This window comes from Aquabacterium sp. OR-4, from assembly GCF_025290835.2.
In the GTDB taxonomy this organism is placed as follows: Bacteria; Pseudomonadota; Gammaproteobacteria; order Burkholderiales; family Burkholderiaceae_C; genus Pseudaquabacterium.
The window spans coordinates 52842-78633 of sequence record NZ_JAOCQD020000003.1 but is presented as its reverse complement, the minus strand read 5'-3'; the positions used below and the strand labels follow the sequence as shown (position 1 = coordinate 78633).

At 72.9% G+C, this 25792-nt stretch carries 17 protein-coding genes; 9 read left to right on the top strand and 8 right to left on the bottom strand.

Annotated features, from left to right (window positions below; all coding sequences use genetic code 11):
• Nucleotides 1–72: 72 nt before the first annotated feature.
• Complete coding sequence (locus N4G63_RS22375; protein ID WP_260789832.1) at nucleotides 73–942, bottom strand: IclR family transcriptional regulator; 870 nt, start codon at nucleotides 940–942, stop codon at nucleotides 73–75.
• Between the two features lie 192 nt (nucleotides 943–1134).
• Here N4G63_RS22375 and N4G63_RS22370 point away from each other — a divergent pair, with 192 nt between their 5' ends.
• From N4G63_RS22370 to N4G63_RS22330, 9 genes are all read left to right on the top strand, one after another.
• Nucleotides 1135–2085: an ABC transporter ATP-binding protein gene (locus N4G63_RS22370; RefSeq protein WP_260789831.1), complete on the top strand. Its 951-nt coding sequence runs from the start codon at nucleotides 1135–1137 to the stop codon at nucleotides 2083–2085.
• The gene (locus N4G63_RS22365) at nucleotides 2082–2936 is read left to right on the top strand and encodes an ABC transporter permease (protein WP_314600324.1); all 855 of its coding nucleotides are present in this window, start codon (nucleotides 2082–2084) and stop codon (nucleotides 2934–2936) included. Before N4G63_RS22370 ends, N4G63_RS22365 begins: the two co-directional genes overlap by 4 nt.
• 5 nt (nucleotides 2937–2941) lie before the next feature.
• Nucleotides 2942–3751, top strand: coding sequence for an ABC transporter permease (locus N4G63_RS22360; protein ID WP_260789830.1), 810 nt, complete (start codon nucleotides 2942–2944; stop codon nucleotides 3749–3751).
• Nucleotides 3748–4059, top strand: a complete 312-nt coding sequence (locus N4G63_RS22355) for a (2Fe-2S)-binding protein (RefSeq protein ID WP_260789829.1) — start codon at nucleotides 3748–3750, stop codon at nucleotides 4057–4059. Before N4G63_RS22360 ends, N4G63_RS22355 begins: the two co-directional genes overlap by 4 nt.
• The gene (locus N4G63_RS22350) at nucleotides 4056–5492 is read left to right on the top strand and encodes an FAD-dependent oxidoreductase (protein WP_260789828.1); all 1437 of its coding nucleotides are present in this window, start codon (nucleotides 4056–4058) and stop codon (nucleotides 5490–5492) included. The genes N4G63_RS22355 and N4G63_RS22350 overlap by 4 nt, the downstream gene beginning before the upstream one ends.
• 43 nt (nucleotides 5493–5535) lie before the next feature.
• A complete protein-coding gene (locus tag N4G63_RS22345) occupies nucleotides 5536–6672 on the top strand; it encodes an NAD(P)/FAD-dependent oxidoreductase (RefSeq protein ID WP_260789827.1) in 1137 nt (378 codons plus the stop codon).
• Nucleotides 6673–6685: 13 nt separating this feature from the next.
• On the top strand, nucleotides 6686–7741 hold the full coding sequence (locus N4G63_RS22340) for an ABC transporter substrate-binding protein (RefSeq protein ID WP_443112098.1): 1056 nt from the start codon (nucleotides 6686–6688) through the stop codon (nucleotides 7739–7741).
• A gap of 150 nt (nucleotides 7742–7891) precedes the next feature.
• Nucleotides 7892–10201 carry a T6SS phospholipase effector Tle1-like catalytic domain-containing protein gene (locus N4G63_RS22335; RefSeq protein ID WP_260789825.1) on the top strand — a complete coding sequence of 770 codons (2310 nt, stop codon included), beginning with the start codon at nucleotides 7892–7894 and terminating at the stop codon, nucleotides 10199–10201.
• A 181-nt stretch (nucleotides 10202–10382) separates the two neighbouring features.
• Nucleotides 10383–11468 carry an oxidoreductase gene (locus tag N4G63_RS22330; protein WP_314600322.1) on the top strand — a complete coding sequence of 362 codons (1086 nt, stop codon included), beginning with the start codon at nucleotides 10383–10385 and terminating at the stop codon, nucleotides 11466–11468.
• On the opposite strand, the gene N4G63_RS22325 is transcribed toward N4G63_RS22330, so the two are convergent.
• The 7 genes from N4G63_RS22325 to N4G63_RS22295 all read right to left on the bottom strand — a co-directional run bounded on the left by N4G63_RS22325 (nucleotide 11449) and on the right by N4G63_RS22295 (nucleotide 25781).
• Entirely contained in the window at nucleotides 11449–14187 is a 2739-nt protein-coding gene (locus N4G63_RS22325) for an alpha-L-rhamnosidase (RefSeq protein WP_260789824.1), read from the bottom strand. The genes N4G63_RS22330 and N4G63_RS22325 overlap by 20 nt on opposite strands.
• Before the next feature lie 54 nt (nucleotides 14188–14241).
• Nucleotides 14242–16740 (bottom strand): glycoside hydrolase family 3 C-terminal domain-containing protein, encoded by a 2499-nt coding sequence (locus N4G63_RS22320; RefSeq protein ID WP_314600321.1) that lies wholly within the window; start codon nucleotides 16738–16740, stop codon nucleotides 14242–14244.
• Nucleotides 16737–17669, bottom strand: coding sequence for an alpha/beta hydrolase (locus N4G63_RS22315; RefSeq protein ID WP_314600320.1), 933 nt, complete (start codon nucleotides 17667–17669; stop codon nucleotides 16737–16739). Before N4G63_RS22315 ends, N4G63_RS22320 begins: the two co-directional genes overlap by 4 nt.
• Nucleotides 17666–18796, bottom strand: coding sequence for an alpha/beta hydrolase (locus N4G63_RS22310; RefSeq protein ID WP_314600319.1), 1131 nt, complete (start codon nucleotides 18794–18796; stop codon nucleotides 17666–17668). The genes N4G63_RS22315 and N4G63_RS22310 overlap by 4 nt, the downstream gene beginning before the upstream one ends.
• 81 nt (nucleotides 18797–18877) lie before the next feature.
• The gene (locus N4G63_RS22305) at nucleotides 18878–21436 is read right to left on the bottom strand and encodes a family 1 glycosylhydrolase (RefSeq protein WP_314600318.1); all 2559 of its coding nucleotides are present in this window, start codon (nucleotides 21434–21436) and stop codon (nucleotides 18878–18880) included.
• Between the two features lie 114 nt (nucleotides 21437–21550).
• Entirely contained in the window at nucleotides 21551–22906 is a 1356-nt protein-coding gene (locus tag N4G63_RS22300; protein ID WP_260789817.1) for an MFS transporter, read from the bottom strand.
• 22 nt (nucleotides 22907–22928) lie between these two features.
• Nucleotides 22929–25781, bottom strand: coding sequence for a glycosyl hydrolase (locus tag N4G63_RS22295; protein ID WP_314600317.1), 2853 nt, complete (start codon nucleotides 25779–25781; stop codon nucleotides 22929–22931).
• Nucleotides 25782–25792 lie beyond the last annotated feature (11 nt).

Sequence of the window (25792 nt, the reverse complement as noted above, 5' to 3'; positions counted from 1 at the left end):
TGATGTTAACCGCGGGTTTGCACCGATCGGGCGGCGCCGTACCCCCGTGAACCGACGCGGGCTGTGCCGGCCTCAGCGGCCGGCCTGAGCGCCCGGCACGATGCGCCCGGCCGCCACGCCTTCGCCGGGCCCGGCACCGGCCAGGCTTTGCGCCGGCCGGCGCAGGCTGGCGTCAAACGGGTGCAGGCGCGGCGACAAGGCCTGCGCCTCGCGCTGCAGCAGCTCCACCACGGTGGGCAGGCGCTCGGCGTTGAGCCGGTCGCTGATGGTGCCCACACTCAGCGCGGCCACGGCACGGCCCTCGCGGTCGAGCACCGGCACGGCCACCCCGGCCATGCCTTCCAGCAGGCCGGTGTTGCGCCCGGCATAACCCAGGCCACGGGTGCGCTCGATCTCGGTGCGCAGGTAGACCTCGTCGTAGACCCCGTACTCGCGCACCCGTGCCAGGTTGAAGCGGATGACCTCCTCGCGCTCGGCCTCGGGCAGAAAGGCCAGGATGGCCAGCGCGCCCTGGCCCACGCCCAGCGCAATGCGCCCGCCCACATCGCCGGTGAAGCTGCGGATCGGGAACGGGCCCTCGGCGCGGTCCAGGCACACCGCGTCAAAGCCGCTGCGGGCCAGCAGAAAGATGGTGTCGCCCAGGCTGCCGCACAGGCGCAGCAGCGCCGGCCGGGCCAGCGTGCGCAGATCACCCGGGTTGCCGGCCTGCGCGGCCAGCGCAAAGAAGTCCAGGCCCAGGCGGTAGCGTTTGCTGCGCTCGTCCTGCTCGACCAGGCCCTCGGCCAGCAGCTGCGCCAGCAGACGGTGCGTGGTGGCGTGGGTCAGGCCCACGCTGCGCGCCAGCTGGGTGACCCGGCCGCCCTCAGCCTGCACCGCGCCCAAGGCGCGGATCACCGCAAAGACCCGGGCCACGCCGCCGGTGGAGATCTGGGGCTCGTCCATGCCGCCATCCTGTGGAATCCGATGCATTGATCTTAGCGCTCAGATTCCATTCATTCGAATAACTTCGAGAAATATTCTATTTAATGGAATTCCTCAGGCGATCTGGCGCGGGCATTGCATTAGAGTGAATCGACGACGGGCTTGGTCATCCAGGGCGAACCTTCCTGGTGCGCGTCGGAACAGGCGGTTGCGATGGCGTTCCTCACCCTCACCGACGTGTCCAAGTTCTACGGCGCCACCTGCGCCGTGCAGGACATGAACCTGGCCATCGAGCAGGGCGAGTTCGTGTCGCTGCTCGGGCCCTCGGGCTGCGGCAAGACCACCACGCTGCAGATGGTGGCCGGCTTCGAGGCCGTGAGCCGCGGGCAGATCACGCTGGCCGGCCGCGACATCACCCATGCCAAGGCCAATACACGCGGCCTGGGGCTGGTGTTCCAGAGCTATGCGCTGTTTCCGCACATGACCGTGGCGGCCAATGTCGGCTTCGGGCTCGAGATGCGCCGCGTGCCGGCGTCCGAGCGCCAGCAGCGGGTGCAGCGCGTGCTCGATCTGGTGCACCTGCAGGCCCACGCCACGCGCTACCCGCGCGAGCTGTCGGGTGGCCAGCGCCAGCGTGTGGCCCTGGCCCGTGCGCTGGTGATCGAGCCGCCGGTGCTGCTGCTCGACGAGCCGCTGAGCAACCTCGACGCGAACCTGCGCGAGGAGATGCAGTTCGAGCTGCGGCGCATCCAGCGCACGCTGGGCACCACCACGCTGATGGTCACGCACGACCAGGACGAGGCGCTGTCGATCAGCGACCGCGTGGTGGTGATGCGCGCCGGCCGCACCGAGCAGATCGGCCATCCGCATGCGGTCTACGACAGCCCGCAATCCAGCTTCATTGCCGGCTTCGTCGGCAAGGCCAACCTGCTGGAAGGCCAGCTGCTGCGCCCCGAGAAGCTGCACCTGCTGCCGGCCGGCGCCGGGCGGCTGGCCGGCACGGTGCGCGAGTGCTACTTCCTGGGCAGCCAGTGGCTGTATGCCGTGCACACGCCGGCCGGCACGCTGATGGCCCTGGTGCCCAACGACGGGCGCGAGGCGCTGGCCGAAGGCCAGGCCTGCGGGCTGGACTGGTCTGACAGCGCCCTGCGCGCGCTGGCATGAACCGCCCGCCGCTGCGGCCCTGGCTGCTCACCGGCCCGGCGCTGCTGCTGTTTGCGGTGCTGCTGCTGGTGCCGATGGCGCTGACCGCGGTGCTGTCGTTCAACCAGTTCGACGTGGCCACCGGCGTGCAGGCCGACCGCTTCACGCTGGCGCACTACCTGCAGGTGGCGCAGGACGACTACTACCACGGCATCTTCTGGCGCACCTTCTGGATCTCGGGCGTGGTGGCCCTGGTGTGCGCGCTGGTGGGCACCACCGAGGCCATCGTGCTCAGCCGCATGGCCCAGCCCTGGCGCTCGATCCTGCTGCTGGTGGTGCTGGCGCCGCTGCTGGTCAGCGTGGTGGTGCGGGCCTTCGGCTGGAGCATGCTGCTGGGCCCCGAGGGCCTGGTGAACACCGCGCTGCGCGCGCTGGGCCTGGGCGCGGTGCGCCTGCTGTACACCGAGTGGGCGGTGATCATCGCGCTGGTGCACGTGATGCTGCCGTTCATGGTGATCCCGGTGTGGACCTCGCTGCAGCGGCTCGACCCGCAGGTGGAAAACGCGGCGCTGTCGCTGCAGGCCTCGCCCTTCACCGTGCTGCGGCGCGTGGTGCTGCCGCAGATCCTGCCGGGCGTGCTGTCGGGCAGCCTGATCGTCTTCGGCCTGTCGGCCAGCAGCTTCGCCATCCCCGGGCTGCTGGGCGGGCGGCGGCTCAAGATGGTGGCCACCATCGTCTACGACGAGTACCTGCACGAGCTCAACTGGCCGCTGGGCGCGGCCGTGGCGCTGGTGCTGCTGGTGGCCAACCTGCTGGTGATGGTCAGCCTGAACCGGCTGGTTGAAGGCCGCACGCGGCGCACCTTGGGGTGATGGGCATGTCGACTCCGCACGCACGCCGCAACGGGCCGCTGGCCCTGGCCTTCAATGCCGTGGTCATCACCTTCATGCTGGCGCCGCTGCTGGTGGTGTGCGCCGTGGCCTTCACGCCCGAGAACACGCTGAGCCTGCCCACCACGCGCTGGAGCCTGCGCTGGTTCGAGGCCGTGTTCGAGCACCCTGACTTCGTGCAGAGCTTCTGGAACAGCCTGTGGCTGGCCCTGGCCTCGGCCACGCTGGCCACCGCGGTGGCGGTGCCGGCCGGGCTGGCCCTGGCGCGGCACCGCTTTGCCGGGCGCGACGCGCTGAACGGCCTGTTTTTGTCGCCGCTGGTGGTGCCCCACCTGGTGCTGGGCGTGGCGCTGCTGCGCCTGTTCGGCCTGGTGGGCGGCACCGGCAGCTTTGCCTGGCTGGTGCTGGCCCATGCGCTGGTGGTCACGCCCTATGTGCTGCGCCTGGTGCTGGCGGCACTGGTGGGCTTTGACCGCAGCCTCGAGCAGGCGGCCGAGGCCCTGGGCGCCAGCCCGGCCACGGTGTTCCGGCGCATCACGCTGCCGATGATCCTGCCCGGCGTCTCGGGCGGCTGGCTGCTGGCCTTCATCAACAGCTTCGACGAGGTCACGATGAGCATCTTCGTCACCGCGCCCAGCACCGTGACGCTGCCGGTGCGCATGTACATGTACGCCACCGAATCGATCGATCCGCTGATGGCCGCGGTGTCGGCGCTGATGGTCGCCGTCACCGCACTGGCCATGGTGCTGCTCGACCGCCTGTACGGCCTCGACCGGGTGCTGGTGGGCAAGGCATGACGACGCCGCCTGCCCCGCCCCGCGCGCTGCTGCACCGGGTGGCCGAGACCCGGCGCGCGCCGGTTGAACTGCGCATCGACGGCGCACCGGCGCAGGCCCTGGCCGGCGACACCGTGCTCACCGCCGTGCTGGTGCAGCGCGACCGGCTGCGCCTGCACGAGCGCGATGCCACGGCGCGCGCCGGCTTCTGCCTGATGGGTGCCTGCCAGGACTGCTGGGTGCAGCTGCAAGACGGACAGCGCCTGCGCGCCTGCACCACGCCGGTGGCGCCCGGCATGGACCTGCGCACCGATGGGGGCTGGGCATGAGCCCCGCCGTCATCGTGGGTGCCGGCCCGGCCGGCGTGCGCGCCGCGCAAACCCTGGTGGCCCACGGCCTGCGGCCGGTGCTGGTGGACGAGGCCGCACGCGGCGGCGGCCAGATCTACCGCCAGCCGCCGCCGGGTTTTGAGCGCACGGCCCGGGCGCTCTACGGTTTCGAGGCCGGCCGTGCGCGCGCCGTGCACGCTGCCCTCGCCGCGCTGCTGCCGCAGGTCGATCACCGCCCCGACACGCTGGTGTGGCACGCGCAGCCGCCGGCCCACGGCGGCACGCTGGCGCTGCTGCACGGGCCCAGCGCCCGCTCGCACAACCAGCCCTACGGCCAGCTGCTGCTGGCCACCGGCGCCACCGACCGGGTGCTGCCGCTGCCCGGCTGGACACGGCCCGGCGTGTTCAGCCTGGGCGGTGCCCAGGTGGCGCTCAAGGCCCAGGGCTGCGCCATCGGCCGGCGCGTGGTGTTCATCGGCACCGGCCCGCTGCTGTACCTGGTGGCCTGGCAGTACCTGAAGGCCGGCGTGCGCGTGGCCGCCGTGCTCGAACACGCCCGCCTGGCCGACCAGGTGGCCGCCCTGCCGCGCCTGGCCTCGCAGCCTGCGGTGCTGGCCAAGGGCGCCTGGTTCGTGGCCCGGCTGATGGCGGCCGGTGTGGCGGTGCGGCGCGGCGTGCGCGTGCTGCGCCTGCTGGGCGATGAGGCCGGCGGCCCGGGCGCGGTGAACGCCGTGCGCTGGACCGATGGCACGCACGAGCACACCACGCCCTGCGACGGCGTGGCCCTGGGCCACGGCCTGCGCAGCGAAACCCAGCTGGCCGACCTGCTGGGCTGCCACTTCGACTGGCAGCCGCTGCACCGGGCCTGGCTGCCGCGGCGCGATGGCGCCGGCCGCGCCAGCGTGCCCGGCGTGTACCTGGCCGGCGACGGTGCCGGCATCCTGGGCGCCGACGCGGCCGAGTGGGCGGGCGAGCGCGCCGCGCTGGCCCTGCTGGCCGACCGCGGCCTGGCCGTCGACGCCAGCCGCGCGCACTGGCTCGACCAGCGCCTGGCCCGGGCCGCGCGCTTTCGCGAGGGGCTGGAGCAGGCGTTCCCGTTTCCGCAGCAATGGGCCGCGCAGGCCAGCGACGACACGGTGGTCTGCCGCTGCGAGGCCATCACCGCCGGCGAGCTGCGCCAGGCCGCCCGCGACACCGGCGCCAGCGAGCTCAACCGCCTGAAGGCCCTGTGCCGCGTGGGCATGGGCCGCTGCCAGGGCCGCCTGTGCGCAGCCGCGGCGGCCGAGCTGCTGGCCCAGCACGGCGGCCAGCCGGTGCACAGCGTGGGCCGGCTGCGTGGCCAGGCGCCGGTCAAGCCGGTGCCGGTGGCGCTGCAGCCGGTGGCAATGCAGCCGGCGGCGCCACGAGGCGGCGACGCAGGGGACCGGCCATGACCCCGGCCCCGCTGCGCCGGCGGCCGTCGCCCGGGGTGCCGGCATGAGCGTTCAGCACACCGGCGTGGTCATCGTCGGCGGCGGCATCGTCGGCGCCTCGGCCGCGCTGGCCCTGCGCGGGCTGGGCCACGCCGTGGTGCTGCTGGAGCGCGACCTGTGCGGCTCGCGCTCCAGCGGCGTCAATTACGGCGGCGTGCGCCGCCAGGGCCGGCTGCCGATCCAGCTGCCGCTGGCCCAGCGCGCCCACCAGATCTGGGCCGAGCTGCCGCAGCGCCTGGGGATGGACGGCGAGTACCGCCGCAGCGGGCACTTCAAGATCGCGCGCAGCGCGGCCGACATGGCGCAGCTGGTGTCGTATGCCGAGTTGAGCCGCGACTTCGACCTGGGCCTGCAGCTGCTGTCGGCCGCCCAGGTGCGTGCGCGCTGCAGCTGGCTGGGCGGCGTGGCCGTGGGCGGATCGCTGTGCCCCGAGGACGGCCAGGCCAACCCGCGCCTGGTGTCGCCCGCCTTTGCGCGTGCCGCCGCACGCGCCGGCGCCACGGTGCTCGAGCACCACCCGGTGCACGAGGTGCAGCACGACGGCCAGCTGTTCCATGTGCGCGCCGGCCAGGCGCTGCAGCTGCGCGCACCGGTGCTGCTCAACACCGCCGGGGCCTGGGCCGGCGCGCTGGCCGCGGCCTTTGGCGAGCCGGTGCCCATGCACAGCGGCCACCCGGCCATGGCGGTCAGCGAGCCGCTGCCCGCCTTCCTGCCCTGGAGCCTGGGGGTGGAAGGCGGCGGCATCTACTGCCGCCAGACCCCCAGCGGCCAGGTGGTGATGGGCGGCGGCCAGGGCCTGGCGCTGGACGGGCAGCGCACGCGTGTGCAGGCCCCCACCCTCACCCACCTGCTGCAGCAGGCGGTGGCCCTGCTGCCGCCGCTGCGCCATGCCCAGATATTGCGCACCTGGAGCGGCACCGAAGGCTACCTGCCCGACCGCCAGCCGGTGCTGGGGCCCAGCAGCACCACGCCAGGCCTGTTTCACGGCTTCGGCTTTGCCGGTGCCGGCTTCCAGATCGGCCCGGCCGCCGGCGAGGTGCTGGCCGAGCTGGTGCACACCGGCCACAGCAGCACGCCGATTGCGCCGTTCTCGATCCAGCGCTTTGCCCGCGATGGCGCCCCACCCGTTTCGACCCCGTAGCCCAACGAAGGAGATGAGCATGACCCGTCGCCCCCCCTTGGCGGCCCTGGCCGCCGCCGGCCTGCTGGCCCTGGCCGCCGCCGGCACCAACGCGCAAACCCGCACGCTCTACATCGGCATGAACGGCGGCACCATGGAGAAGGCGTACACCCAGTACGTGTTTCCGGCCTTCGAGAAGTTGCACAACGCCAAGGTGGTGGTGGTGCCCGGCACCAGCAGCGACATCCTGGCCAAGGCCCAGGCCAACAAGGACCGGCCGCAGATGCACGTGATGTTCCTGGACGACGGCGTGATGATGCGCGCCATCGGCATGGGCCTGTGCCAGAAGCAACGGCCCAGCGCCGCGCTGAACGAGCTGTACCCCCTGGCCCGCTTCAAGGACGACATGGCCAGCGGCGTGAGCCTGGGCATGACCGGACTGGCCTACAACAAGAAGCTTTATGACGAAAAGAAGTGGGCGCCGCCCAGCTCGTGGATGGACCTGGCCGACCCCAAGCTGAAGGGCAAGGTGGTGTTCCAGAGCCTGTCGTCGTCGACCTTCGGCCTGCACGGCTTCCTGATGTTCAACCGCATCCAGGGCGGCAACGACAAGAACGTCGAACCCGGCTTCAAGGCCTGGAGCCAGAGCATCGGCCCCAATGTGCTGGAGTACATCCCCAGCTCGGCCAAGATCAGCGAGATGGTGCAGACCGGCGAGGCCGCGCTGTTTCCGCTCACGCCCACGGCCGTGGCGGCGCTCAAGGTCAAGGGCATCCCGGTGGAATACGCCCAGCCCAAGGAAGGCTCGGTGGTGCTGGTGGTGGGCCAGTGCCTGATCGCCAACAACAGCGAGCCCGAGCTGGCGCAAAAGCTCACCGAGTTTCTGCTCAGCCCGCAGGCCCAGGCCAACGTGCTGCAGTTCGGCGCACAGATTCCCACCAACCCCAAGGCCCCGGTGGTGGGCGAAGGCGTGGCCCAGGTGGCCGCCATCAGCAAGTGGATGAAAACCGCCGTGACCGTGGACTGGGACAGCATCAACGCCAACCGGCCGGCCTGGAACGCACGCTGGAACAAGACGGTGGAGCGCTGACCAGCGGCCCCGGGCTGCGCCGGATCCGCCCGCGGCGCAGCCGGTGCATTCGCCGTGCCGCGTTGCCGTGGCGGTGCACACCATCCCGGGCCTCGGCGCATCCGGCAACATGAGGTTGACCCGGCCGCCGCACAGGCGCAGGGTGCGGCCATGAGCACCTCCCCTCGCCACATCATCCTGCTGTCCGATGGCACGGGCAACTCGCGCGGCAAGCTCGAGCAAACCAATGTCTGGCGCACCTACGAGGCGCTGGACCTGAAAGATCCGGCCCAGCCGCAGACGCCGCGCCAGTTCGCCTTCTATGACGACGGCGTGGGCACCTCGTCGTTCAAGCCACTGGCGCTGCTGGGCGGCGCCGTGGGCTATGGCCTGGCGCGCAATGTGCTGGATCTCTATGAAACCCTGTGCCGCACCTACCGCGACGGCGACCAGGTCTATGCCTTCGGCTTCAGCCGCGGCGCCTTCACGATCCGCGTGCTGATCGGCCTGATCAGCCACCAGGGCCTGATGCCTTACCGCGGCGACCAGGCTGAGCTTCGCCGCCTTTGCCTGGCCGCGTTGCGTGCCTACCGCCGCGAGCGCTACAAGCTGCCGCTCAACTGGATCGAAGGCCCGCGCGCGCTGCGTGACGCCGCGCTGGATGTCTGGGCCCGCCTGCGTGGCCAGCGCCGCCACGCCACGGTCGCGCAGCAGCGCATGATCAACATCCGCTTCGTCGGCCTGTGGGACACGGTGGCGGCCTACGGCATGCCGGTGGACGAAATCGCCACCTTCATCAACACCGTGGTCTACCCGCTGGAGATGCCCGATGCGCGGCTGAGCCCCCGGGTGATGCAGGCCGCCCATGCGCTGGCGCTGGACGACGAGCGCTACACCTTCCATCCCAAGCTGTGGTTGCCCGAGCCGCGCATCCAGCAGGTGTGGTTCGCGGGCATGCACTCTGACGTCGGCGGCGGCTATGCCGACAAGGGCCTGGCCCATGTCTCGCTGCACTGGATGCTGGAGCAGGCGCAAGCCGCCGGCCTGCGCCTGCTGCCCGACGTGCGCAGCCTGCAGCAGGCTCTGGCTGACGAGAACGGGCCGATGAACGACTCCCGCCGCGGCCTGGCCGGTTACTACCGCTACAAGCCGCGCACGCTGCCGCCGCAGCCGGTGGTGCACCGCAGCGTGCTGCGTCGCATCCGGGCTGGACAGGACGGCTACGCGCCCATCGTGCTGCCGGCCGGGTTCCTGGTGATGGACTTCGACGGCACCGTGAAGCCGGCGGCCCACTGGGTGCCCGAGCTGGACTCGCCATCGGCCGGTGGCCAGGCTGGGGCAGGGATGTCCGGCGCCGAGTCGTTCCGATGCGGCCTTGATCGGGCGCAGAACCGGGTGTGGCTGCGCCGCGGCGTGTACTTTCTGACCGTGCTGGCCACGCTCAGCCTGCTGCTGTTGCCGCTGCTGCTGGCCGAGGCCGGCGCTGCCTGCACCCGCAGCAGTTGCTGGCTTTCGCCCTTTGTGCGTGGACTGCAGCAACTGCTGCCCGACATGCTGGCGCCATCACTGACCTGGTACGCCGCCAATCCCGACCTCTTCCTGGCATTGGTGGCGTTGGTCGGCGCCCTGCTGTGGCTGGGTGGCCGCCTGCAACTCGCCATCTTTGACCAGATGCGCCGGGTCTGGTATGGCCTGCCGGCGCTGCGGCCCATCAGCCTGACGGACCCACCGCGCCCGGCCCGGCCCGGCAGCGCCGCAGGCCGGGCCATTGCCGCCCTGCGCGGCAGCCGGCACTACCAGGGCCTGCTGCGCGGACTGCGGCACAAGCTGTTCCCCACGCTGTGGGGCGTGGCGCTGACCGGCCTGGCGCTGTGCCTGGCAATGACACTGGGCTTTGCCATCCAGGACGCCGACGGCGACTTCTGCCGCGGCGGCGCAGACAGCCGCCCGCTGTCGGCACCCGCGTCGGGCCTGCTCGATCCGCGCCAGCTCTGCACCGCCACCGGGATCACGCTGGTGGCCGGAGCCAGCTACGGCATCGAACTTCAGGTCACGCAGCCGCCAGAGCACTGCGGCAGCACCGCCGGCGGTGCCTGGTGCGACGACAGCCTGGACGCAGACTGGCGGGGCGTGACCACCACACCGCTGAGGCACCGCCTGGCCTGGCTGCTCAAGCGCGAGCTGCGCCTGCCCTTCTTCGCGCCGATCGCGCGCATCGCAGGTGAAGGATCGGACGTCTACGCGCTGCAGCCCGATCCGCCGCAGGCCCGGCCCGACCTGAACCGGGTGCTGCGCAGCCGCATCGACGCACGCACCAGCGGCGAGCTGTTTCTCTACGTCAATGACGCCGTCGGCCCGCCCGGCAACCCGGGCCTGTTCTACGACAACAACCGCGGCCTGGCGCGCTACACGGTGTGGCCGTTGAGACCGAAGGCCGCGCCACAGGTCGCCGCCGCCGTGGCCTCGGCACCGGCACGCTGAGGCCACGGCGGCGGCGGGGGCAAACCACCCGGGCCTTGGCGACGCGCCAACGCACCCGTCGAAGGCGCCTGCACGGCCACGGCGCCGCGAACCCTGGACCTGGCGCGCGAGATCAAGGCGCCAAGCTCAGGCCCGGGCCCCGATACTGCACCCCTCCCCACCCCGCCTGCCCACCCCGACCATGCCAGCCCCCACCCCTTGCGCAGGCCTGGCGCCGGCGCTGCGTGTCGGCCTCGTGGGCTTTGGCTACGCGGGCAGCACCTTCCATGCGCCCTTGATCAGGGCCACCCCCGGCCTGGCGCTGGTGGCCGTGGCCAGCAGCGACGCGGCCAAGGTGCAGTGCGCGCTCGGGCCGGCGGTGGCGGTCTTGCCCGTGGCGGCGCTGATCGATCGCGACGACATCGATCTCGTCGTGCTGGCCAGCCCGAACGCAAGCCACCACCCGCTGGCACGGCAGGCGCTGGCGGCCGGGCGGCATGTGGTGATCGACAAGCCCTTCGCGCTCGATGCCGGCCAGGCCGCCGAGCTGCTGGCGCTGGCCGAAAGCCGCGGGCTGCTGCTGAGCGTGTTCCACAACCGCCGCTGGGACAGCGACTTCATCGCCCTGCAGCAGGTGCTGGCCGATGGCTGCGTGGGCCGCCCGGTCGAGCTGGCCTCGCACTTCGACCGCTACCGCCCCACTGTCGTCGACCGTTGGCGCGAGCGTGACACGCCGGGCGCCGGCCTGTGGATGGACCTCGGCCCGCACCTGCTGGACCAGGCCGTGCAGCTGTTCGGCATGCCCGACGCGATGGCGCTCGACCGCGCCCGCCTGCGGCCCGGCGCCATGGTGGACGACTGGTTCAGTGCCCGCCTGCGCTGGGCCGATGGCGCCTGGGCCGGCCTGCGGGTGACGCTCGGTGCCAGCATGCTGGCGGCCGCGGCCCGGCCGCGCTTTGCGCTGCACGGGCTGGCCGGCAGCTGGCAGGTGCATGGCCTGGACGTGCAGGAGGCCGACCTGAAGCGCGGCGCCACACCGGCCAGCCATGCCCCTTGGGGCCACGAGTCACGCAGCGCCACGCTGTGGGTGGACGGCGCCGCCGAAGGCCGGCCAGCGCCACTGCCGGCCGGGCGCTACCCGGCCTACTACGCCGGCATTCGCGATGCGCTGCGCGGCCTGGGCGCCACGCCGGTGTCGGCGCAGCAGGCGCTGGCCGTGCAGCGCCTGCTCGATGCCGGCCTGCGCAGCGACGCGGCCCGCGCCGAGATCAATCTGCCGCGTGGCTGAGCAGCACGTGGGCGCCAAACCGGTGCAGGCCCGGGCGATGCAGCATCACGGCCTGGCCCTGCCACAGCACGGTGGCCGGCATGCCTTCGGGCAGCGTGAGCTGGAACCACGGTGCGCCGGCGGCGCCGACACCCCAGCGCGAACCCACCGGGCCATGCACGGTGTCGATGCGGGCGCTGCCCTCGCCCAGGCGGGCGTCGGCCAGGGGCCGGCACAGCAGTGATTCGAAGCCCGGCGCGGCGCTGGCCAGGCCGGCCACGCGCCGGTACAGAAAGCCGGTGATGGCGCCCAGCGCATAGTGGTTGAAGGAGTTCATCGCCAGGTCGCCGGTGTCGCCGTTCCAGCGCTCCCAGATGGTCGTGGCGCCGCGCTCGACCATGTAGCCCCAGCTTGGAAACTCGGTGCGCAGCAGCAGCTCGACGGCCAGCGCACCGTGGCCATGATCGGCCAGCACATCCAGGCTGAACGGCGTGCCGAGAAAGCCGGTGCTCAGCAGCGTGCCGCGCGCGCGGATGGCCGCGGCAAGCTGGTCGGCCGCCGCCTGCCGCAGCGCGGGTGGCACCAGGCCGAAGGCCAGCGGCAGGATGTAGCCGGTGTGGCTGCCGTTGCCGATGCGGCCGTCCGGCTGGATGAAGCTGGCGGCAAACGCCCCGGCCACACGCTCGCGCCAGGCCATGAAGTGCGCCGCGCGCTCATGGCGGCCGGTGGCCGTGGCCATGTCGGCCATCATGCCCAGCATGCGGCCCCAGCAGGCGGTGGCGCTCAGCAGCTTGGGCGTGGTCTCGTCCATCAGGCTCACGGCGTCCAGCGAGAGCCAGTCGCCAAAGTCGACCTCGCGCCGCGCGCGCCACAGGCCGTCGCCGTTGGGCTCGGCAATCCAGGCCATCCAGCGCTCCATCGAGTGCCAGTGCTCGTCGATCAGCGGCCTGGCCGCCTGCAGGCCATAGTGCTGCCACACGGTGTGCGGCAGCACCACGCCGGCATCGCTCCAGCCATGCGCGCCGTAGGCCGGCAGCGCGGGCGGGTTGGTGTCGGCATAGGCCCCATCGGCGCGCTGGCTGGCGCGCAGGTCGGCCAGAAAGCGGCGGGTGAAGCCGCGCACGTCCATGTTGAAGGCCGCGGTGGGCCAGAACACCTGCGCATCGCCTGTCCAGCCCAGGCGCTCGTCGCGCTGCGGGCAGTCGGTGGGCATGCCGACAAAGTTGCTGCGCTGGCTCCAGAAGGTGTTGTGCCACAGGCCTTGCAGGATGCGCTGGCGGCTCTCGAAGTGGCCGGTGACGGGCAGGTCGCTGTGCACCACGATGCCGTCGATGTCGCCGGCGTCCAGCGCGCTCGGCCAGCCCGACACCTGCACATAGCGGAAGCCGTGGTACGTGAAGCGCGGCTGCCAGGTCTCGCCGGCCGGGTCGCCACGCAGCGTGTAGTGGTCGGTGCAGCGGGCGGCGCGCAGGTTGCGCATGTCGACCTGGCCATCGTCGCCCAGGATCTCGGCAAAGCGCAGCGTCACGGTGCGCCCGGCCTCGCCGCGCACGCGGATGCGGCACCAGCCGGCAAAGTTCTGGCCGAAGTCGATGACGTACTGGCCCGGCACCGGCTGCTGAATGGCCTGCGGGCGCAGCGTCAGCGTGGCACGGATGGGCGGGCTCTCCTGCACAAACAGCGTGCAGGCCGGTGCGGGCGCGGGCCAGGCCTCGTCCCAGGCGCTGTCGTCGAAGCCGGGTGATGACCAGCCGGCCTGCTCCAGCCGCGCGTCGTAGGTCTCGCCGTGGTAGATCTCGGCAAACCGCACCGGCGCCGTGCTGGCGCGCCAGTGGCCGTCGGTGGCAATGCGCTGCGTGCTGCCGTCGGGCAGCGTGAGGTCCAGCGTCAGCCACAGGCGCCGAGGGGCGCCGCCAAAGGGGTAGCGGCCGCGGCCGATGGCCTCGCTGGCGTAGAAGCCGTCGCCCACCATCACGCCCAGCGCGTTCTCGCCGGCCTGCAACTGGGCGGCCACCTCGTGCTGCTGCACCAGCAGTCGGTGGCGAAAGTCGCTGTTCTCGGGCGCCAGCAAGGCATCGCCCACGCGCTGGCCGTTCAGCTCGGCCTCGCAGCCGCCCAGCGCGGTGCAGGTCAGCATGGCCGACACGGGCCTGGCGGGCAGCGTGAAGCGGCGGCGCAGCAGACGCGCGGGCTGGGCCGGCATGGGCAGCCAGTCGATCGGCTCGGCCGGTGCGCTGGCGGTCTGCCAGCCGGCATCCGGCGCGGCCAGATGCCAGCCCGGCGGGGCCCCCACGCGGGTGCGCCAGTCGGCCGGCTGCGGCGACAGGAAGCGGCCGCCACCGCGCAGCAGCGCCGCCAGCCCGCCCTGGCGCGGCTCGGCGATGAAGGGGTGAAAGACCCGCACCTGCGCCGCCAGCCGGTGCGGCCCGGCGGCCAGCGTGCCCAGCGCCAGGTCGTGCATGGCGCGGCCCGACAGCATGTCGGCCGACTCGTGCAGCACCTGGCCGTCCAGCCACACGGCGGGCAGCCCCTTTTGTGCGGCGATCAGCAGCCGGGCCTCGTGCAGCGGCGCGTCGAGCACGAACTCCCAGACAAACTCGCGCAGCCGGGGCTCTTGCGCCACCCCGGCGGGCAGCGTGCCCCAGGCCCAGTGCCAGCCGGCCTGGCGTTCGGCGCGCGCGGCGGCGTCTTCGGCGGCCAGCCAGCAGGCGGCAGTGGGATCGATGGTGTGTTGGGTCATGGTGCGGGGATGGAAGGCCCGGCTTGCGGCGCCGCGGCCTCGTCACTCAGTCGGTCAATCGGGCAGGCGTTGGCGGCCGCGGATGTGGAAGTGCAGCGCCACGCCTGGCGCGGCCGTGCCGGGCTGGCCGCCGCCCAGGTGCAGGGTGTAGCGGCCTTCGGCCACCCAGCGGCTGCCATCCGCGGCCACCTGGCTGAGCTGCCGGGCGAGCAGCTGAAAGCCCACGCGCTGCTCGGCACCAGCGCGCAACTGGATGCGCTGGAACGCCTGCAGACCGGGGTTCGCGCCCGGGCTGCCGGGCACGGCCAGGTAGGCCTGCACCACCTCGTCGCCATCACGCTGGCCGAGGTTGCGAACGCTGACCTCGGCGCTGAGCGGCTCACCGGCCTGCAGCGTGTCGCACGACAGCCGGGCATCGGTGTAGCCGAAGCGGGTGTAGCTCAGGCCATGGCCAAAGGGATAGCGCGGCCGGCCCCGGTAGTAGCGGTAGGTGCGCCCCGCCATCGCGTAGCTCTCGAAGGGCGGCAGATCGGCCAGCTCGCGGTAGGTGGTCACCGGCATGCGCCCACCCGGGTTGACATCGCCCGCCAGCACCTGGGCGATGGCCGTGCCGCCCGCCTGGCCGGGATACCAGGCGTGCAGCAGGGCGTCGGCCGCGTCCAGGCCGTCGTCCGACACCGCGCCGCCGGCCATCAGCACGGCGGCCCAGGGCTTGCCGCTGCGGCGCACGGCCGCCAGCAGCAGCTGCTGCTCGGCGGGCAGCGCCAGGGTCTGGCGGTCGCCGCCTTCAAAGCCGGGCAGGCACACGGGCAGGTCTTCGCCTTCCAGCCGCCCGTTCAGGCCCACGAAGGCCAGCACCAGATCGGCCTGGGCCATCGCGGCTTCGGCCTGCTGCAAGGCGCCCGGCGCCTCGCGATAGCCCACCAGCCGGCTGAAGCCCATGGGCATGCCCATGACCTCGAACCGCAGCCGCAGGCGCTGGCCCTGCACCAGGTCGAGCGCGGCCAGGCAGTCGGCCGGCGCATGCGGGTGGGCGTCGTCGGCCAGCAGTTGCTCGTCGAGCCACATGCGGCAGGCACCGGTGCCGTGGCTGCCAAGGTGCCAGCGGCCGCTCTCGGGCACGGTCAGCCAGCCGGTCCAGCGGGTAAAGCCCTGGCCCGCACGGCCAAACCAGCGGGCCTGCGCATCCACCCAGCGCGCCACCGGCTCGCCCGCCGGGCCGAAGCCGGCATGGCGCTGGGCGCTCAGGCCGGGCTGGCCGTCGTCGCTGCTGAGCAGGGCCGTCGGCAGGTCCTGCGGCGTCATGGGCACGTTGGCGCCCCGGGCGTGGATGAACTCGGCCTGCGCAAAGCGCTGCCCCAGGGCCTGCAGCGGCGTGAGGCCGCCGGTGGGCTGGCCGTGGTAGTTGCCCAGCATCGACTCGAGGTCGTCGGCCAGCGGCCCCACCACGGCAATGCGCGCGATGCCGGGCGCCAGCGGCAGCAGGCCGTTGTTCTTGAGCAGCACCAGGCCCTGCTGCGCGGCGCGCAGCGCGGCCTCGGCGTGGGCTGCGTCCGGGGTTGCGCCTGGGCCTGTGCTTGGGGCCGGGCCTGGCGCCGCCGCCGCGGCGTCAGCGGCATGCAGCACGCCCAGGCGCTCGCGCACGGCCAGGCTGCGTGCCAGTGCGGTGTCGAGCTGGGCTTCGGTCAGCAGGCCGGCGGCCACGGCGTCGAGGTAGGCGGCAGCGGCCGGCACCGGGCCGGCGTACAGCTCGGTGTCCATGCCGCTGCGCACTGCGGCGGCCACGGCCTCGGCCTCGCTGGCCACATGCTGGTGCCGGCTGTGCAGAAAGCGCACGGCATTGCAGTCGGACATCACAAAGCCCTGGAAGCCCCAGGCCGAGCGCGCCATGTCGCGCACCAGGCCCGCATGGGCCGCACCCGGCTGGCCGTTGACGGCGTTGTAGACCGTCATCAGGCCGCCCACCTGCCCGTCCACCACGGCGGCGCGAAAGGCCGGCAGGTAGGTGTCGCTCAGGTCGTAGGCACTGACCTGGGCATCGAAGCTGAAACGCAGCGGCTCGGGCCCGCTGTGCACCGCAAAGTGCTTGGCCACGGCACAGGCCTGGTCGCCGGCCTGCAGGCCGCGGATCAGGGCCACGCCCAGCTGGGCGGTGAGCTGCGGGTCTTCGCCCAGGGTCTCCTGGCCCCGCCCCCAGCGCGGATCGCGCAGGATGTTGAGGTTGGGGGCCATGAAGCACAGGCCCTCGGACATGCCCGTGCCACCCGTGCCACCCGGGCTGCGTTGCAGCGCACGGGCGTGGGCGCGGCGCCCATCGGTGGCGATCTGCTGGCCGATGGTGTGCAGCAGCGCGGCGTCAAAACCAGCGGCCAGCGCGATGGGCGCCGGGTAGACCACCGCCGACTCGCCCGCCGCCACCAGGCCATGCAATGCCTCGGTCCAGTGGTCGTAGGCGGGCAGGCCGAGGCGGGGCACGGCGGCATTGGCGTTGGCCATCAGACCGGCCTTCTCGCCCAGGCTCAGCTGGGCCAGGAGCTGCCGGACCCGGCTCACTGCCGGTTCAGCCAGCCAAGGTAGGCGTCCAGCCAGGCGTCGGCCGTGGTGCCGCGCGGCATCGAGCCAAAGCCATGGCCGCCGCGTTCGTACAGATGCAGCTCCACGCGCTGGCCGGCCTGGCGCCAGTTGTGCACGATGTCGAAGCCGTCGGGCGGAAACAGCGGGTCGTCGGCGGCCTGGGCGAGAAACAGCGGCGGCACCGGCTGGCGCGGCTGGGTGGCGTAGAAGCCGCCGTAGATCAGCGCCAGCGTGTCGGGCATTTCGGCGGCGCTGGCCTGGCTCACCAGCGCGCGGCCGCTGCGGGCCCCGGCCGAGAAGCCGATGTAGCCCAGGCGCTGGGCGTCAAAGCCCTGCTCGGTGGCGTGGGCCTTCAGCCAGGCCATGGCCGCCCTGGCGTCTTCCACCGCCGGGCCGTGCGGCGCGAGGTCGTCGGCGGCCTTGGGCGCACCGGGGGCAAAACGCTGGGCGATCTCGGCATTGACCTCGGCGGCAAAGTCGGCATCGACCACCGGCGTGGGCTTGACGCGGTAGACCAGCACGAAGGCCGTGAAGCCCTGGTCGGCCAGCCGGCGCGCAATGGGCAGGCCTTCGTTCTCGATGGCCACGAAGCGGTAGCCGCCGCCCGGCACCACCAGCACGGCCCGGCCATTGGCCTTGCCGGTGGCCGGCCGCACGGCAAACAGCTGCGGGCGCTGCACATTGCGCAGGATGCGCTCCTGGCCCAGGCCGGTCCACTGGAACGCCGGGCCGCTGGCCGGGCCGCCAAACGCCAGCGCGGCCGGCAGGGCCATGGGCGTGGCGGGCACGGTGCGGAAGACATGGCGCGGCGGCCCGCCCTCGGCGGCCTGGGCGCTGCCGGCCTGGCCGAGCGCGGCGCAGGCCACGGCCGTGATGACGGAACAACGGAGTTTGCGGGGCAGGCTCATGGCGATGCGGGTTGAGGGTGGGGGGCCAAGGCACGCCGCAGCGCGGCCTGCCAGCGTTGGGTGAATTCGCGCGCCACCGGGGTGTCGCGCGCGACCATGTCGAAGCCGTGGAAGCCGCCCGGCACCACCAGCAGCTCGGTGGGCACCGAGGCCGCCATCAGCCGCTCGGCAAAGCGCAGGTTCTCGGGCAGGAACAGGTCGATGCTGCCAACGCCAATGAAGGTGGGCGGCAGCCCGGTCACCGAGGGCGCCCGCGCCGGCACGGCGCCATCGGGCACCTGCGGCGAGCCGGCCGGCACGCCCAGCAGCGCGCTCCAGCCGAAGCGGTTGGCAGCCTCGTTCCACATCATGTTGCCAAACGGCGCCGGCACGGCCTGGCTGCTGCCGCTGCGGTCGTCGAGCATCGGGTAGATGAGCACCTGCATGCGCAGCGGCGGCAGGCCGCGGTCGCGCATGGCCAGGCTCAGCATCGCCGCATGGCCGCCGCCGGCGCTGCCGCCCAGCACGGCCATGCGGGTGGGGTCGCCGCCCAGCTCGGCGGCGTGGGCACGCAGCCACTGCAGCGCGGCCAGGTTGTCCTCCAGCGCGCCGGGGTGCACGGTCTCGGGCGCCAGGCGGTAGCCAACGCTGACGACGATGCAGTCCACCGCCAGCGCGATGTCCTGCAGCTGCCGCACATCCATCGCCGGCGCGCCCGACACGAAGCCGCCGCCATGCAGGTACAGCAGCACCGGCTTGGCGGTGGCCGCACGCTCGCCCACCACATGCAGGCTCAGCGCGCGCGCACCGGCCGGGCCGTCGATGCGCAGGGTCTGCGGCGCGGGCTCGGCCAGCTGCGGCGGCAGCATGAACTTCATGCCGCGCAGCGCCGGCAGGCTGGTGGCACTGAGCGGCGGTGGCGGCGGCGCGGCCAGGAAGCGCCGCGCCAGCGGGCGCAGATCTTCATGCACCGTGGCCAGCACCCGCTCGGCGGCGGGTGACAGCGCGGGCGCCGGCGGCCGGTCGGGCGGCGGGCCGGCCGCGCCGGCCCGTGCCGCCAGGCCCAGCAGCGCGGCGATTGCCAGTGCAGCCTTTGCCAGCGCGGCCATCGCCAGCGCGCGCCGCAGTGGGCGGGCGTTGTTTTTCATCCGGCGGCCGTCGATGCGAGGGGTTCAGCCGCAGCGGGGCCGGCGCCCGCGGCCCGGCCCGTAGGCAGGCGGTGATCCATCTCAGTGCGGGGCCTTGTGGAAGCGGCCGTCCTTCATGATGGCCTTCAGGTGGTGCTTGTTCTGCAGGATGGCGACATTGGCGGTCGGGTCGCCGTCCACCAGCAGCAGGTCGGCCAGATAGCCGGGCTTGAGCTGGCCCAGCTCGTCGCCCATGCCCATGATCTGGCCGCCCAGGGCGGTGGCCGCGTGCAGGGCCTCGGCGGGCGTGTAGCCGAAGTGCTCGACCCACAGCGCCAGGTCGCGCGCGTTGCGGCCGTTCGGGTTGAACGGAAAGCCGTAGTCGCCGCCCGGCAGCAGGCGCAGGCCGCGGCGGCGCAGCTCGGGCACCAGCTTCTTCTGGGTCTCGAGCACCAGGGCCGCGTCCTGCTTCATGTGGGTCATGTCGAAGTGCGGCGGCGGCGTGGCGTCGAGCGTGGCCTGGATGATGCCGATGCTGGGGGCGATGAAGATGCTGTCCTTGACCGACTCCAGCAGATCCAGCGCCTCCTCGTCGGCATAGGTGCAGTGGTACAGCACGCGAAAGCCCGCCTTCACGCCGATCTTCACGGCCGCGGCCGCGTGGGCATGGCCGGTGAGCCAGACGTCGTGCTCGCGTGCCGCCAGGCCGGCGGCCATCAGCTCCTCATCGGTGTAGAGCAGCTCCAGCGACGCGCCGGGCTTGAGCGCGCTCTCGCCCGAGATCAGGAACTTCACCGCCTTGGCGCCGATGTCGCTGCAGCCCTTGACGAAGGCCGCCACGTTGGCCGGGCCGGCGCCGTGCTCGTCGACCTTGCCGGGGTCCAGCAGCGTGCCGTCGCTGGGCGGCTCGCGCTCGACGGACGACGCCACCAGGCGCGGGCCGGGCATGCCGCCGCTGTCGATCATCTCCTTGAGCGCCGGCTCGATGCGCTTGCCCAGGGCGCCGGCCGAGTAGGCGCTGGTGAAGCCGTGGTCCAGCAGGATGCGGGCGTTGCGCGCGGCGGTCAGCGTCAGCTCCTCGGGCGGCAGGCTCATGCCGGGCACGAACTTCTCCACGCTGGTAGGCCAGGTGAGGTGGGCATGGGCCTCGGTGAGGCCGGGCATCAGCACGCCGCCCTGGCCGTCGATCACCCGGGCGTTGTCGTGCGACACGCTGGCGCCGATGGCCGTGATGCGGCGGCCGTCCACGCGCAGCTCGGCGGCAAAGGGCGCACTGCCGCTGCCGTCGAAGATGCGCACGTTGGTGAACACCGTGCCGGGCTCGGCGGCGGGCGGGGTGTAGACATGGTCCATGGCCAGTTCCTGCGAAGTGCCGGGCTGCGGCTCGATCAAGATGCCGTCGGGCAGCGCGTTGGCGCGGGCGATGGCGCCCAGCACCTGGGCGCTGGGCTTGGGGCTGCGCTGCTGGGTGGCGCGGTCCACCGCCACCAGGCCGAAGCGCATGGCATAGCCGAACACCCACTCGAAGTTGTCGAAGGCCGTCCAGTAGGTGTAGCCGATCAGCGGCACACCGTCGTCGATGGCCGCATGCAGGCCGGCCAGTGCCTGCTGGATGAACGCGATGCGGCGCGCGTCGTCGTCGCCGCAGTAGCCGTTCTCGGTGATCAGGATGGGCAGCTTGAGCTCGTGCGCGACGCGGCGCGCGACCGAGGCGATGGCCTGGGGCGCGAACTCGTAGCGCGCGCCGGTCGACTCGCTGCCGGGTGGCGGCGGCACCTGGCCTTCGGGGCCATAGATCTCGCGGGTGTAGTTCTGCAGCGCGAAGAAGTCGTCGCCTTCGATGGCCGGCAGCCACTGGCGGAAGTTGCCGTGCCACATCTTCGCCGCCTGCGCCTCGCCGCCGGGGGCCACCTGGGGCTGGCTCAGCGCCAGCGCCAGGCCCACCTGCACCTGCGGCGCCACCCGGCGGATCACCGCGCGGGCGGCCACGTGGGCGGCCGAGATGGTGGCCACGCCGCGCTCGTCACCGGCCATCTGGAAGGCGCAGTAGGTGGCCGCATCGGTGCCGCAGGCCTTGGCCGCGCTGTTGCGCCAGCCCGGCGCGCGCCAGCTCTTCACGTCCACGCCGATGGGCGGCACGAAACCCAGCGACGCGAACATGTTCTGCAGCAGCACGCCGATGTTGCATTCGTTGAGCGTGACGACGCGCCTGACCGCCGGGCCCAGCGCCGGCATGACCTGCTCGACATAACGCGCAAACAGCATTGGCGTGCGCTCGCCGCGCCAGCCGCCCAGCGGCATCAGCCACTGGGGCGAGGTGAAGTGGTGCAGCGTGACCACCGGCTCGAGGCCGTGCTCGACGCAGGCATCGACCACCGCGCGGTAGTGCGCCAGCGCCTCGGCGCTGAACTCGCCCTCGCGCGGCTCGACGCGGGCCCATTCCACCGAGAAGCGGTAGGCCTTCAGGCCCAGCGAGGCGATCAGCGCGATGTCGTCGCGAAAGCGGCGGTAGTGGTCGATGGCCTCGCCGCTCTTGTCGACATAGGGCGAGCCCTCGGCCCATTCCTCGGCCCAGGTGTCGCAGTTGTCGTTGCCGCCCTCCACCTGGTGCGCGGCGGTGGCCACGCCCCAGAGAAAGCCTTCAGGAAAATTCTTTTGCATGGCGGGATCAGTGAATGTCGGGGGAGTCATTGCGGTGAGCTTGCGGGCCGGGCGCCGGGCCGCTGCCAGGCCGGGCCGGGTGCAGCGTGGCCGGGCCGGCCGATGGCGGTCGGGTCAGGCTGTGGCCACGCGGCGCTGGGCCAGCTCGGAGTTCATCTGCTGCAGCTGGCTGCGGCCCAGCGGGTAGGCCCAGCCCATCACGGCGGCCACGCCCAGCGCCATCACGGCGGGGATGACGCTCATCAGCGCCACCACGCCCTGCAGCGCGGCGGGTGCCTGCTGCGCGGCACCGGCCTGGTAGGCCGTGACGCTGAGCACCAGGCCCACCAGGGCGCTGCACAGGCCGGCGCCCACCTTGTTGGCGAAGTTGATCGTGGCCACCAGCGTGCCGACCACGCGCTTGCCATGGCGGTACTCGATGTCGTCGGCGATGTCGCCGTTCATCGAGTAGCTGATCGGCGCGCTGACGCCCAGGCAGACATTGGCCAGCAGCGACAGCACAAACACCAGCGGCAGGCGGTCGGGCCCGCCCAGCGCGATGGCCGTCCACAGCGCGGCGCCCACCAGCATGGCGGCCACGTAGACGCGCTTCTTGCACAGGCGCCGCGTCAGCTGGTCGCTCAGCACGACCCCCAGCACCAGGCCGATGCCGCCCAGGCCCATGAACGGCCCGATCAGCTGCGGCTTGCCGATGACCACAGAGAAGTAGTACACGCAGCTGGCCAGCGGCAGGCCGATCAGCGTGGCCAGCACGCACTGCGCCAGCACGCCGGCCAGCCAGGGGCGGCTGGCCCGCAGCGCCCGCAGGTCGGCCCGCAGGTCGGGGCTGGGCGCGGCGGCCATCGGCGGCACGCGCTCGCGCACAAAGGCGAAGCAGGCCCAGGTGAACAGCAGGCCCAAGCCGCCGAACAGCATGGCCGCACGCTGGAAGCCCTGGGCCGGATTGCCGTCGGACAGCGCGTCCTTCAGCATCGGGAAACCCGCCGCGCAGCCGACCACGAAGATGAACTGCACGAAGCTGCTGACGCCGGCCATGCGCAGGCGCTCGTCGGCATCGGGCGCAATCATCGGCAGCATCGACTGGAACGGGATCATGATCAGGCTGTAGGCGCACCACAGCACCACATAGGCCGCCACAAAGTAGATCAGGCGGGCCGTGCCCTCCAGCGGCGGCACCGTGAAGCTGGCCACCAGCGCGATGGCCAGCACCGGCGCAAACCACAGCAGGTAGGGGCGGGCCTGGCCCCAGCGGCTGCGCGTGGCGTCGACGCGGCGGCCGACGAAGATGTCCCACACCGCGTCGATGATGCGCACCAGCAGCAGCAGCGCGCCGACGAAGGCCGCCGACAGGCCGGCCACATCGGTGTAGAAGTACATCGCCATGCCACCGGTGGCGGTGACGGCCGTGGGCATGAAGTTGCCCAGGCCATAGGCCACCTTTTCGTGGAAGGGAATGCGGAGCTGGCTCATGGAGGGCTTTCAGGAAAAGGGGTCAGGCGGCGCAAAGCCGCACGGGGCCGACCAGGCCGGTGGGCAGGCGCGCAAGGCGCCGCCCGGGCAGCGGCAGGCCGCCGGGGCGCAGCGGGTCGCGGTGGGCGTTCTCGGGCACGTTGGCCACGGTGATCGTCAAAGTATTGGTGCCGGCCTGCAGGCGCCGGGTCACCTCGAAGACAAAGGGGCCTTCGCTGCGCGGCGTGGGCGTGTCGCCGTTGAGCTGCAGCGACAGCGCGTCGAAGGCCTGGCCCAGATCCAGCCACAGCGCGCCGGCTGGCTGCTCGGTGGCCGCCAGCTCGGCGGCCGACAGCTCGAAGGCCAGCGTGTAGGTGAGCAGCCCGGCAAAGTCGGCCAGCTCGGGGTGCTGGCGCAGGCCGGCCAGTGTGTCGGCACCGGCGCTGAAGTGGATGGGCCGGCCGCCCAGGCCCACGCCCCGGGCGCTGAGCTGCCAGGGGCCGCCCAGGGCCCGCTCAACGGCCGGGGCAGCGCCGGCCGCGGCGACCTGGGCTGACAAGGCGGCCTGGGTCGCCGGTGGCGGCCGGCAGGCGGCGGCAGGCGCCAGGCGCAGCCAGCGCGCGCAGCCCGGCGGCAGGTGCACCGCCACCTGGCCCGCGGTGCCAAGGCCCTGCACCTCGCCCAGCCAGGCATCCCACAGCTCGGCGGCCTGGCCGGGCGGCAGGGGCCAGGCCGGTGTCTGCGCCGTGGTGCCGGCATTGCGCAGCAGCACCCATTGCTGCGCGCCGTCCTCGCGCACATGGAAGCTGCAGCCATGGCCCGCCGGCAGCGGCAGGCTGGGTGCCACGCCCGCGGCCAGCAGCGCGCGCCCCAGCGCGGACGGCGCCACCAGGCGGGCCGCCCGCATGGCCTGCTGCACACGCCGGTCGCGCGCGGCGGCGTCGAGAAAGCCGATCTCGCGGCTTGGCAAGCGGCCGCAGGCCCAGACCGGGACGCCGGCCTCGGCACAGGCGGCCAGGAACTCGGCCACCTCGGCGCGCAGCGCGGGCAGCTCGGGCAGCAGCAGCGCGCGGTAGCGGTGGCCGCCCGGCGTCAGCAGCGCACCGGCTTCCAGCCGGCTGGCCAGCAGGCCGTGGTCGTTGATCCAGTCCCAGTCGTAGCCGGCGTCCTGCAGCGCGTCGTGCCAGGGCGGTGGCGTCAAGCGTTCGGCGGCGCTGGTGTGGGCCATCAGGTCCAGCGGCGCCAGCACGGCCACCGGCACGCGTGCCCGGCCACGCTGCAGCAGCGTCTGGTTGCGGGCCATGTAGTCGGTCAGCGGGCGCACGAAGGCCCAGCACGGGTTGGCGTCGTCCAGCGGCGTGCCGATCTCCATGGCTTCGAAGGGATACCAGGGATGGCCGCCGGCCGCCGCGTCAAAGGCCGCACCCAGGCGCGCACTGGCACCGTGGCCCACGAGCTGCTGGATGCCCGCCGCGTAGAAGGCGTCGGCGCGTTCGCGCAGCTTGGCCGGCGTGACGGCAAAGCCTTCCTGCAGCCAGCAGAAGGCCTCGCCGGTGACCAGCCCGCGGCCGTAGAGGTGGGCGGCCGAGCGGGCCACGCGCAGAAAGTGCGGCGCGGCGCCACCGGCCAGGTCTTCGGTCTCGGGGATGCCGGCCACGCCATAGGCCTGCAGCCAGTCCACCGGCGCGCCATGGGCCTGCACCTTGGCCTGCAGGCCGTGCCCGGCGGCCCAGGCCGACATCGGCGCATACAGGCGCTCGATCATCAGCTCGGACACGGTCAGCCGGTAGTCGTGCCGCACCCGCGGGCCGGTGTCGGGGTCGTCGAACAGCGGCGCGCCCAGGCGCGCCTGGAAGCAGTTGCGCCAGCCGGGCTGCAGCATCAGCGGCAGATGCGGGCGCGGGTCGTAGCCGCGGCGGCGCTCGAACTCGGCAAGCAGATCGTGCGTCCACAGCAGGTCGGCCGGGATCTCCAGGCTGTCGACGAAGATGCTGCGCCAGGCCTTGCCGGCATGCTGGCGCCAGTGCGGCAGCGCCGCGTCGCCCACGCGCGCGGCATGGGCGTCGAAGGCGGCGCGCTGCAGATGGTCCAGCACCAGCTGCGGGCCCCGGCCGGCGCCTTCGAGGATCATCTGGTCGCTGGTGAAGCGCTGCACGACGATGAGCTGCCAGTCGCCCTCGGGCACCTGCCAGGCCAGGCTGCCGTCGGCCTGCAGGCGGTCGGTCAGGTCGACGGTGCGGCTGGCGTCCAGCCAGCCGGCGGCCAGCACCTGGCCCCAGCGGTCGGGCAGGGTCATCGGCACAAAGCCGGGATAAGGCGCCAGGCTGGGCACGCCGCCGCGCACGGCCAGCACGGCCACGGTCTCCACCGGGGCAGCCATGCGCGCCTGCCACTGCGCGGGCAGCGCCTGCTCGGGCGCCAGGCCGCCCTGCCTGGCCAGCCAGGTGGCCGAGCGCAGCGGGCGCTCGGGCTGGCGCGGCACGCCATGCCAGTGTTGCGGGCCGCGCACCGTGGTCCAGGCCAGGGTCAGCTCCGAGGTGGCCAGCTCGGGCGTGATGGCCTCACCGCCGCCAAAGGGCCAGGCCGAGCCGAAGGTCACATCCACCAGCAGGCCCAGGCGCGCCGCCTCGGCCATCACGGTGGCCACGGTCTCGAACCAGGGCGGCGTGAACACCTCGTGCACGGCGGCCGACTGCGCGGGCGTCAGCCCATGCGGCAGGCCCACGCGGCAGGGCTGGATCTCGACCCCGCCCCAGCCGGCATCGGCAAAGCCGCGCAACTGCGCGCACAGGGCCTCGGCCTCGACGGCGCCGCCCGGCCACCACCAGCGCAGCATGGGCCGCTGCGCGCTGGGTGGCTGGCGAAAGTCGGCCTCGACCGGGGACATGGACGGCATGGCGGGCGCCG

Coding starts and splice junctions, on each gene's coding strand:
- N4G63_RS22375 (WP_260789832.1), bottom strand. CDS start 942: ATGGACGAGCCCCAGATCTCCACCGGCGGCGTGGCCCGGGTCTTTGCG.
- N4G63_RS22370 (WP_260789831.1), top strand. CDS start 1,135: ATGGCGTTCCTCACCCTCACCGACGTGTCCAAGTTCTACGGCGCCACC.
- N4G63_RS22365 (WP_314600324.1), top strand. CDS start 2,082: ATGAACCGCCCGCCGCTGCGGCCCTGGCTGCTCACCGGCCCGGCGCTG.
- N4G63_RS22360 (WP_260789830.1), top strand. CDS start 2,942: ATGTCGACTCCGCACGCACGCCGCAACGGGCCGCTGGCCCTGGCCTTC.
- N4G63_RS22355 (WP_260789829.1), top strand. CDS start 3,748: ATGACGACGCCGCCTGCCCCGCCCCGCGCGCTGCTGCACCGGGTGGCC.
- N4G63_RS22350 (WP_260789828.1), top strand. CDS start 4,056: ATGAGCCCCGCCGTCATCGTGGGTGCCGGCCCGGCCGGCGTGCGCGCC.
- N4G63_RS22345 (WP_260789827.1), top strand. CDS start 5,536: ATGAGCGTTCAGCACACCGGCGTGGTCATCGTCGGCGGCGGCATCGTC.
- N4G63_RS22340 (WP_443112098.1), top strand. CDS start 6,686: ATGAGCATGACCCGTCGCCCCCCCTTGGCGGCCCTGGCCGCCGCCGGC.
- N4G63_RS22335 (WP_260789825.1), top strand. CDS start 7,892: ATGAGCACCTCCCCTCGCCACATCATCCTGCTGTCCGATGGCACGGGC.
- N4G63_RS22330 (WP_314600322.1), top strand. CDS start 10,383: ATGCCAGCCCCCACCCCTTGCGCAGGCCTGGCGCCGGCGCTGCGTGTC.
- N4G63_RS22325 (WP_260789824.1), bottom strand. CDS start 14,187: ATGACCCAACACACCATCGATCCCACTGCCGCCTGCTGGCTGGCCGCC.
- N4G63_RS22315 (WP_314600320.1), bottom strand. CDS start 17,669: ATGAGCCTGCCCCGCAAACTCCGTTGTTCCGTCATCACGGCCGTGGCC.
- N4G63_RS22310 (WP_314600319.1), bottom strand. CDS start 18,796: ATGAAAAACAACGCCCGCCCACTGCGGCGCGCGCTGGCGATGGCCGCG.
- N4G63_RS22305 (WP_314600318.1), bottom strand. CDS start 21,436: ATGCAAAAGAATTTTCCTGAAGGCTTTCTCTGGGGCGTGGCCACCGCC.
- N4G63_RS22300 (WP_260789817.1), bottom strand. CDS start 22,906: ATGAGCCAGCTCCGCATTCCCTTCCACGAAAAGGTGGCCTATGGCCTG.
- N4G63_RS22295 (WP_314600317.1), bottom strand. CDS start 25,781: ATGCCGTCCATGTCCCCGGTCGAGGCCGACTTTCGCCAGCCACCCAGC.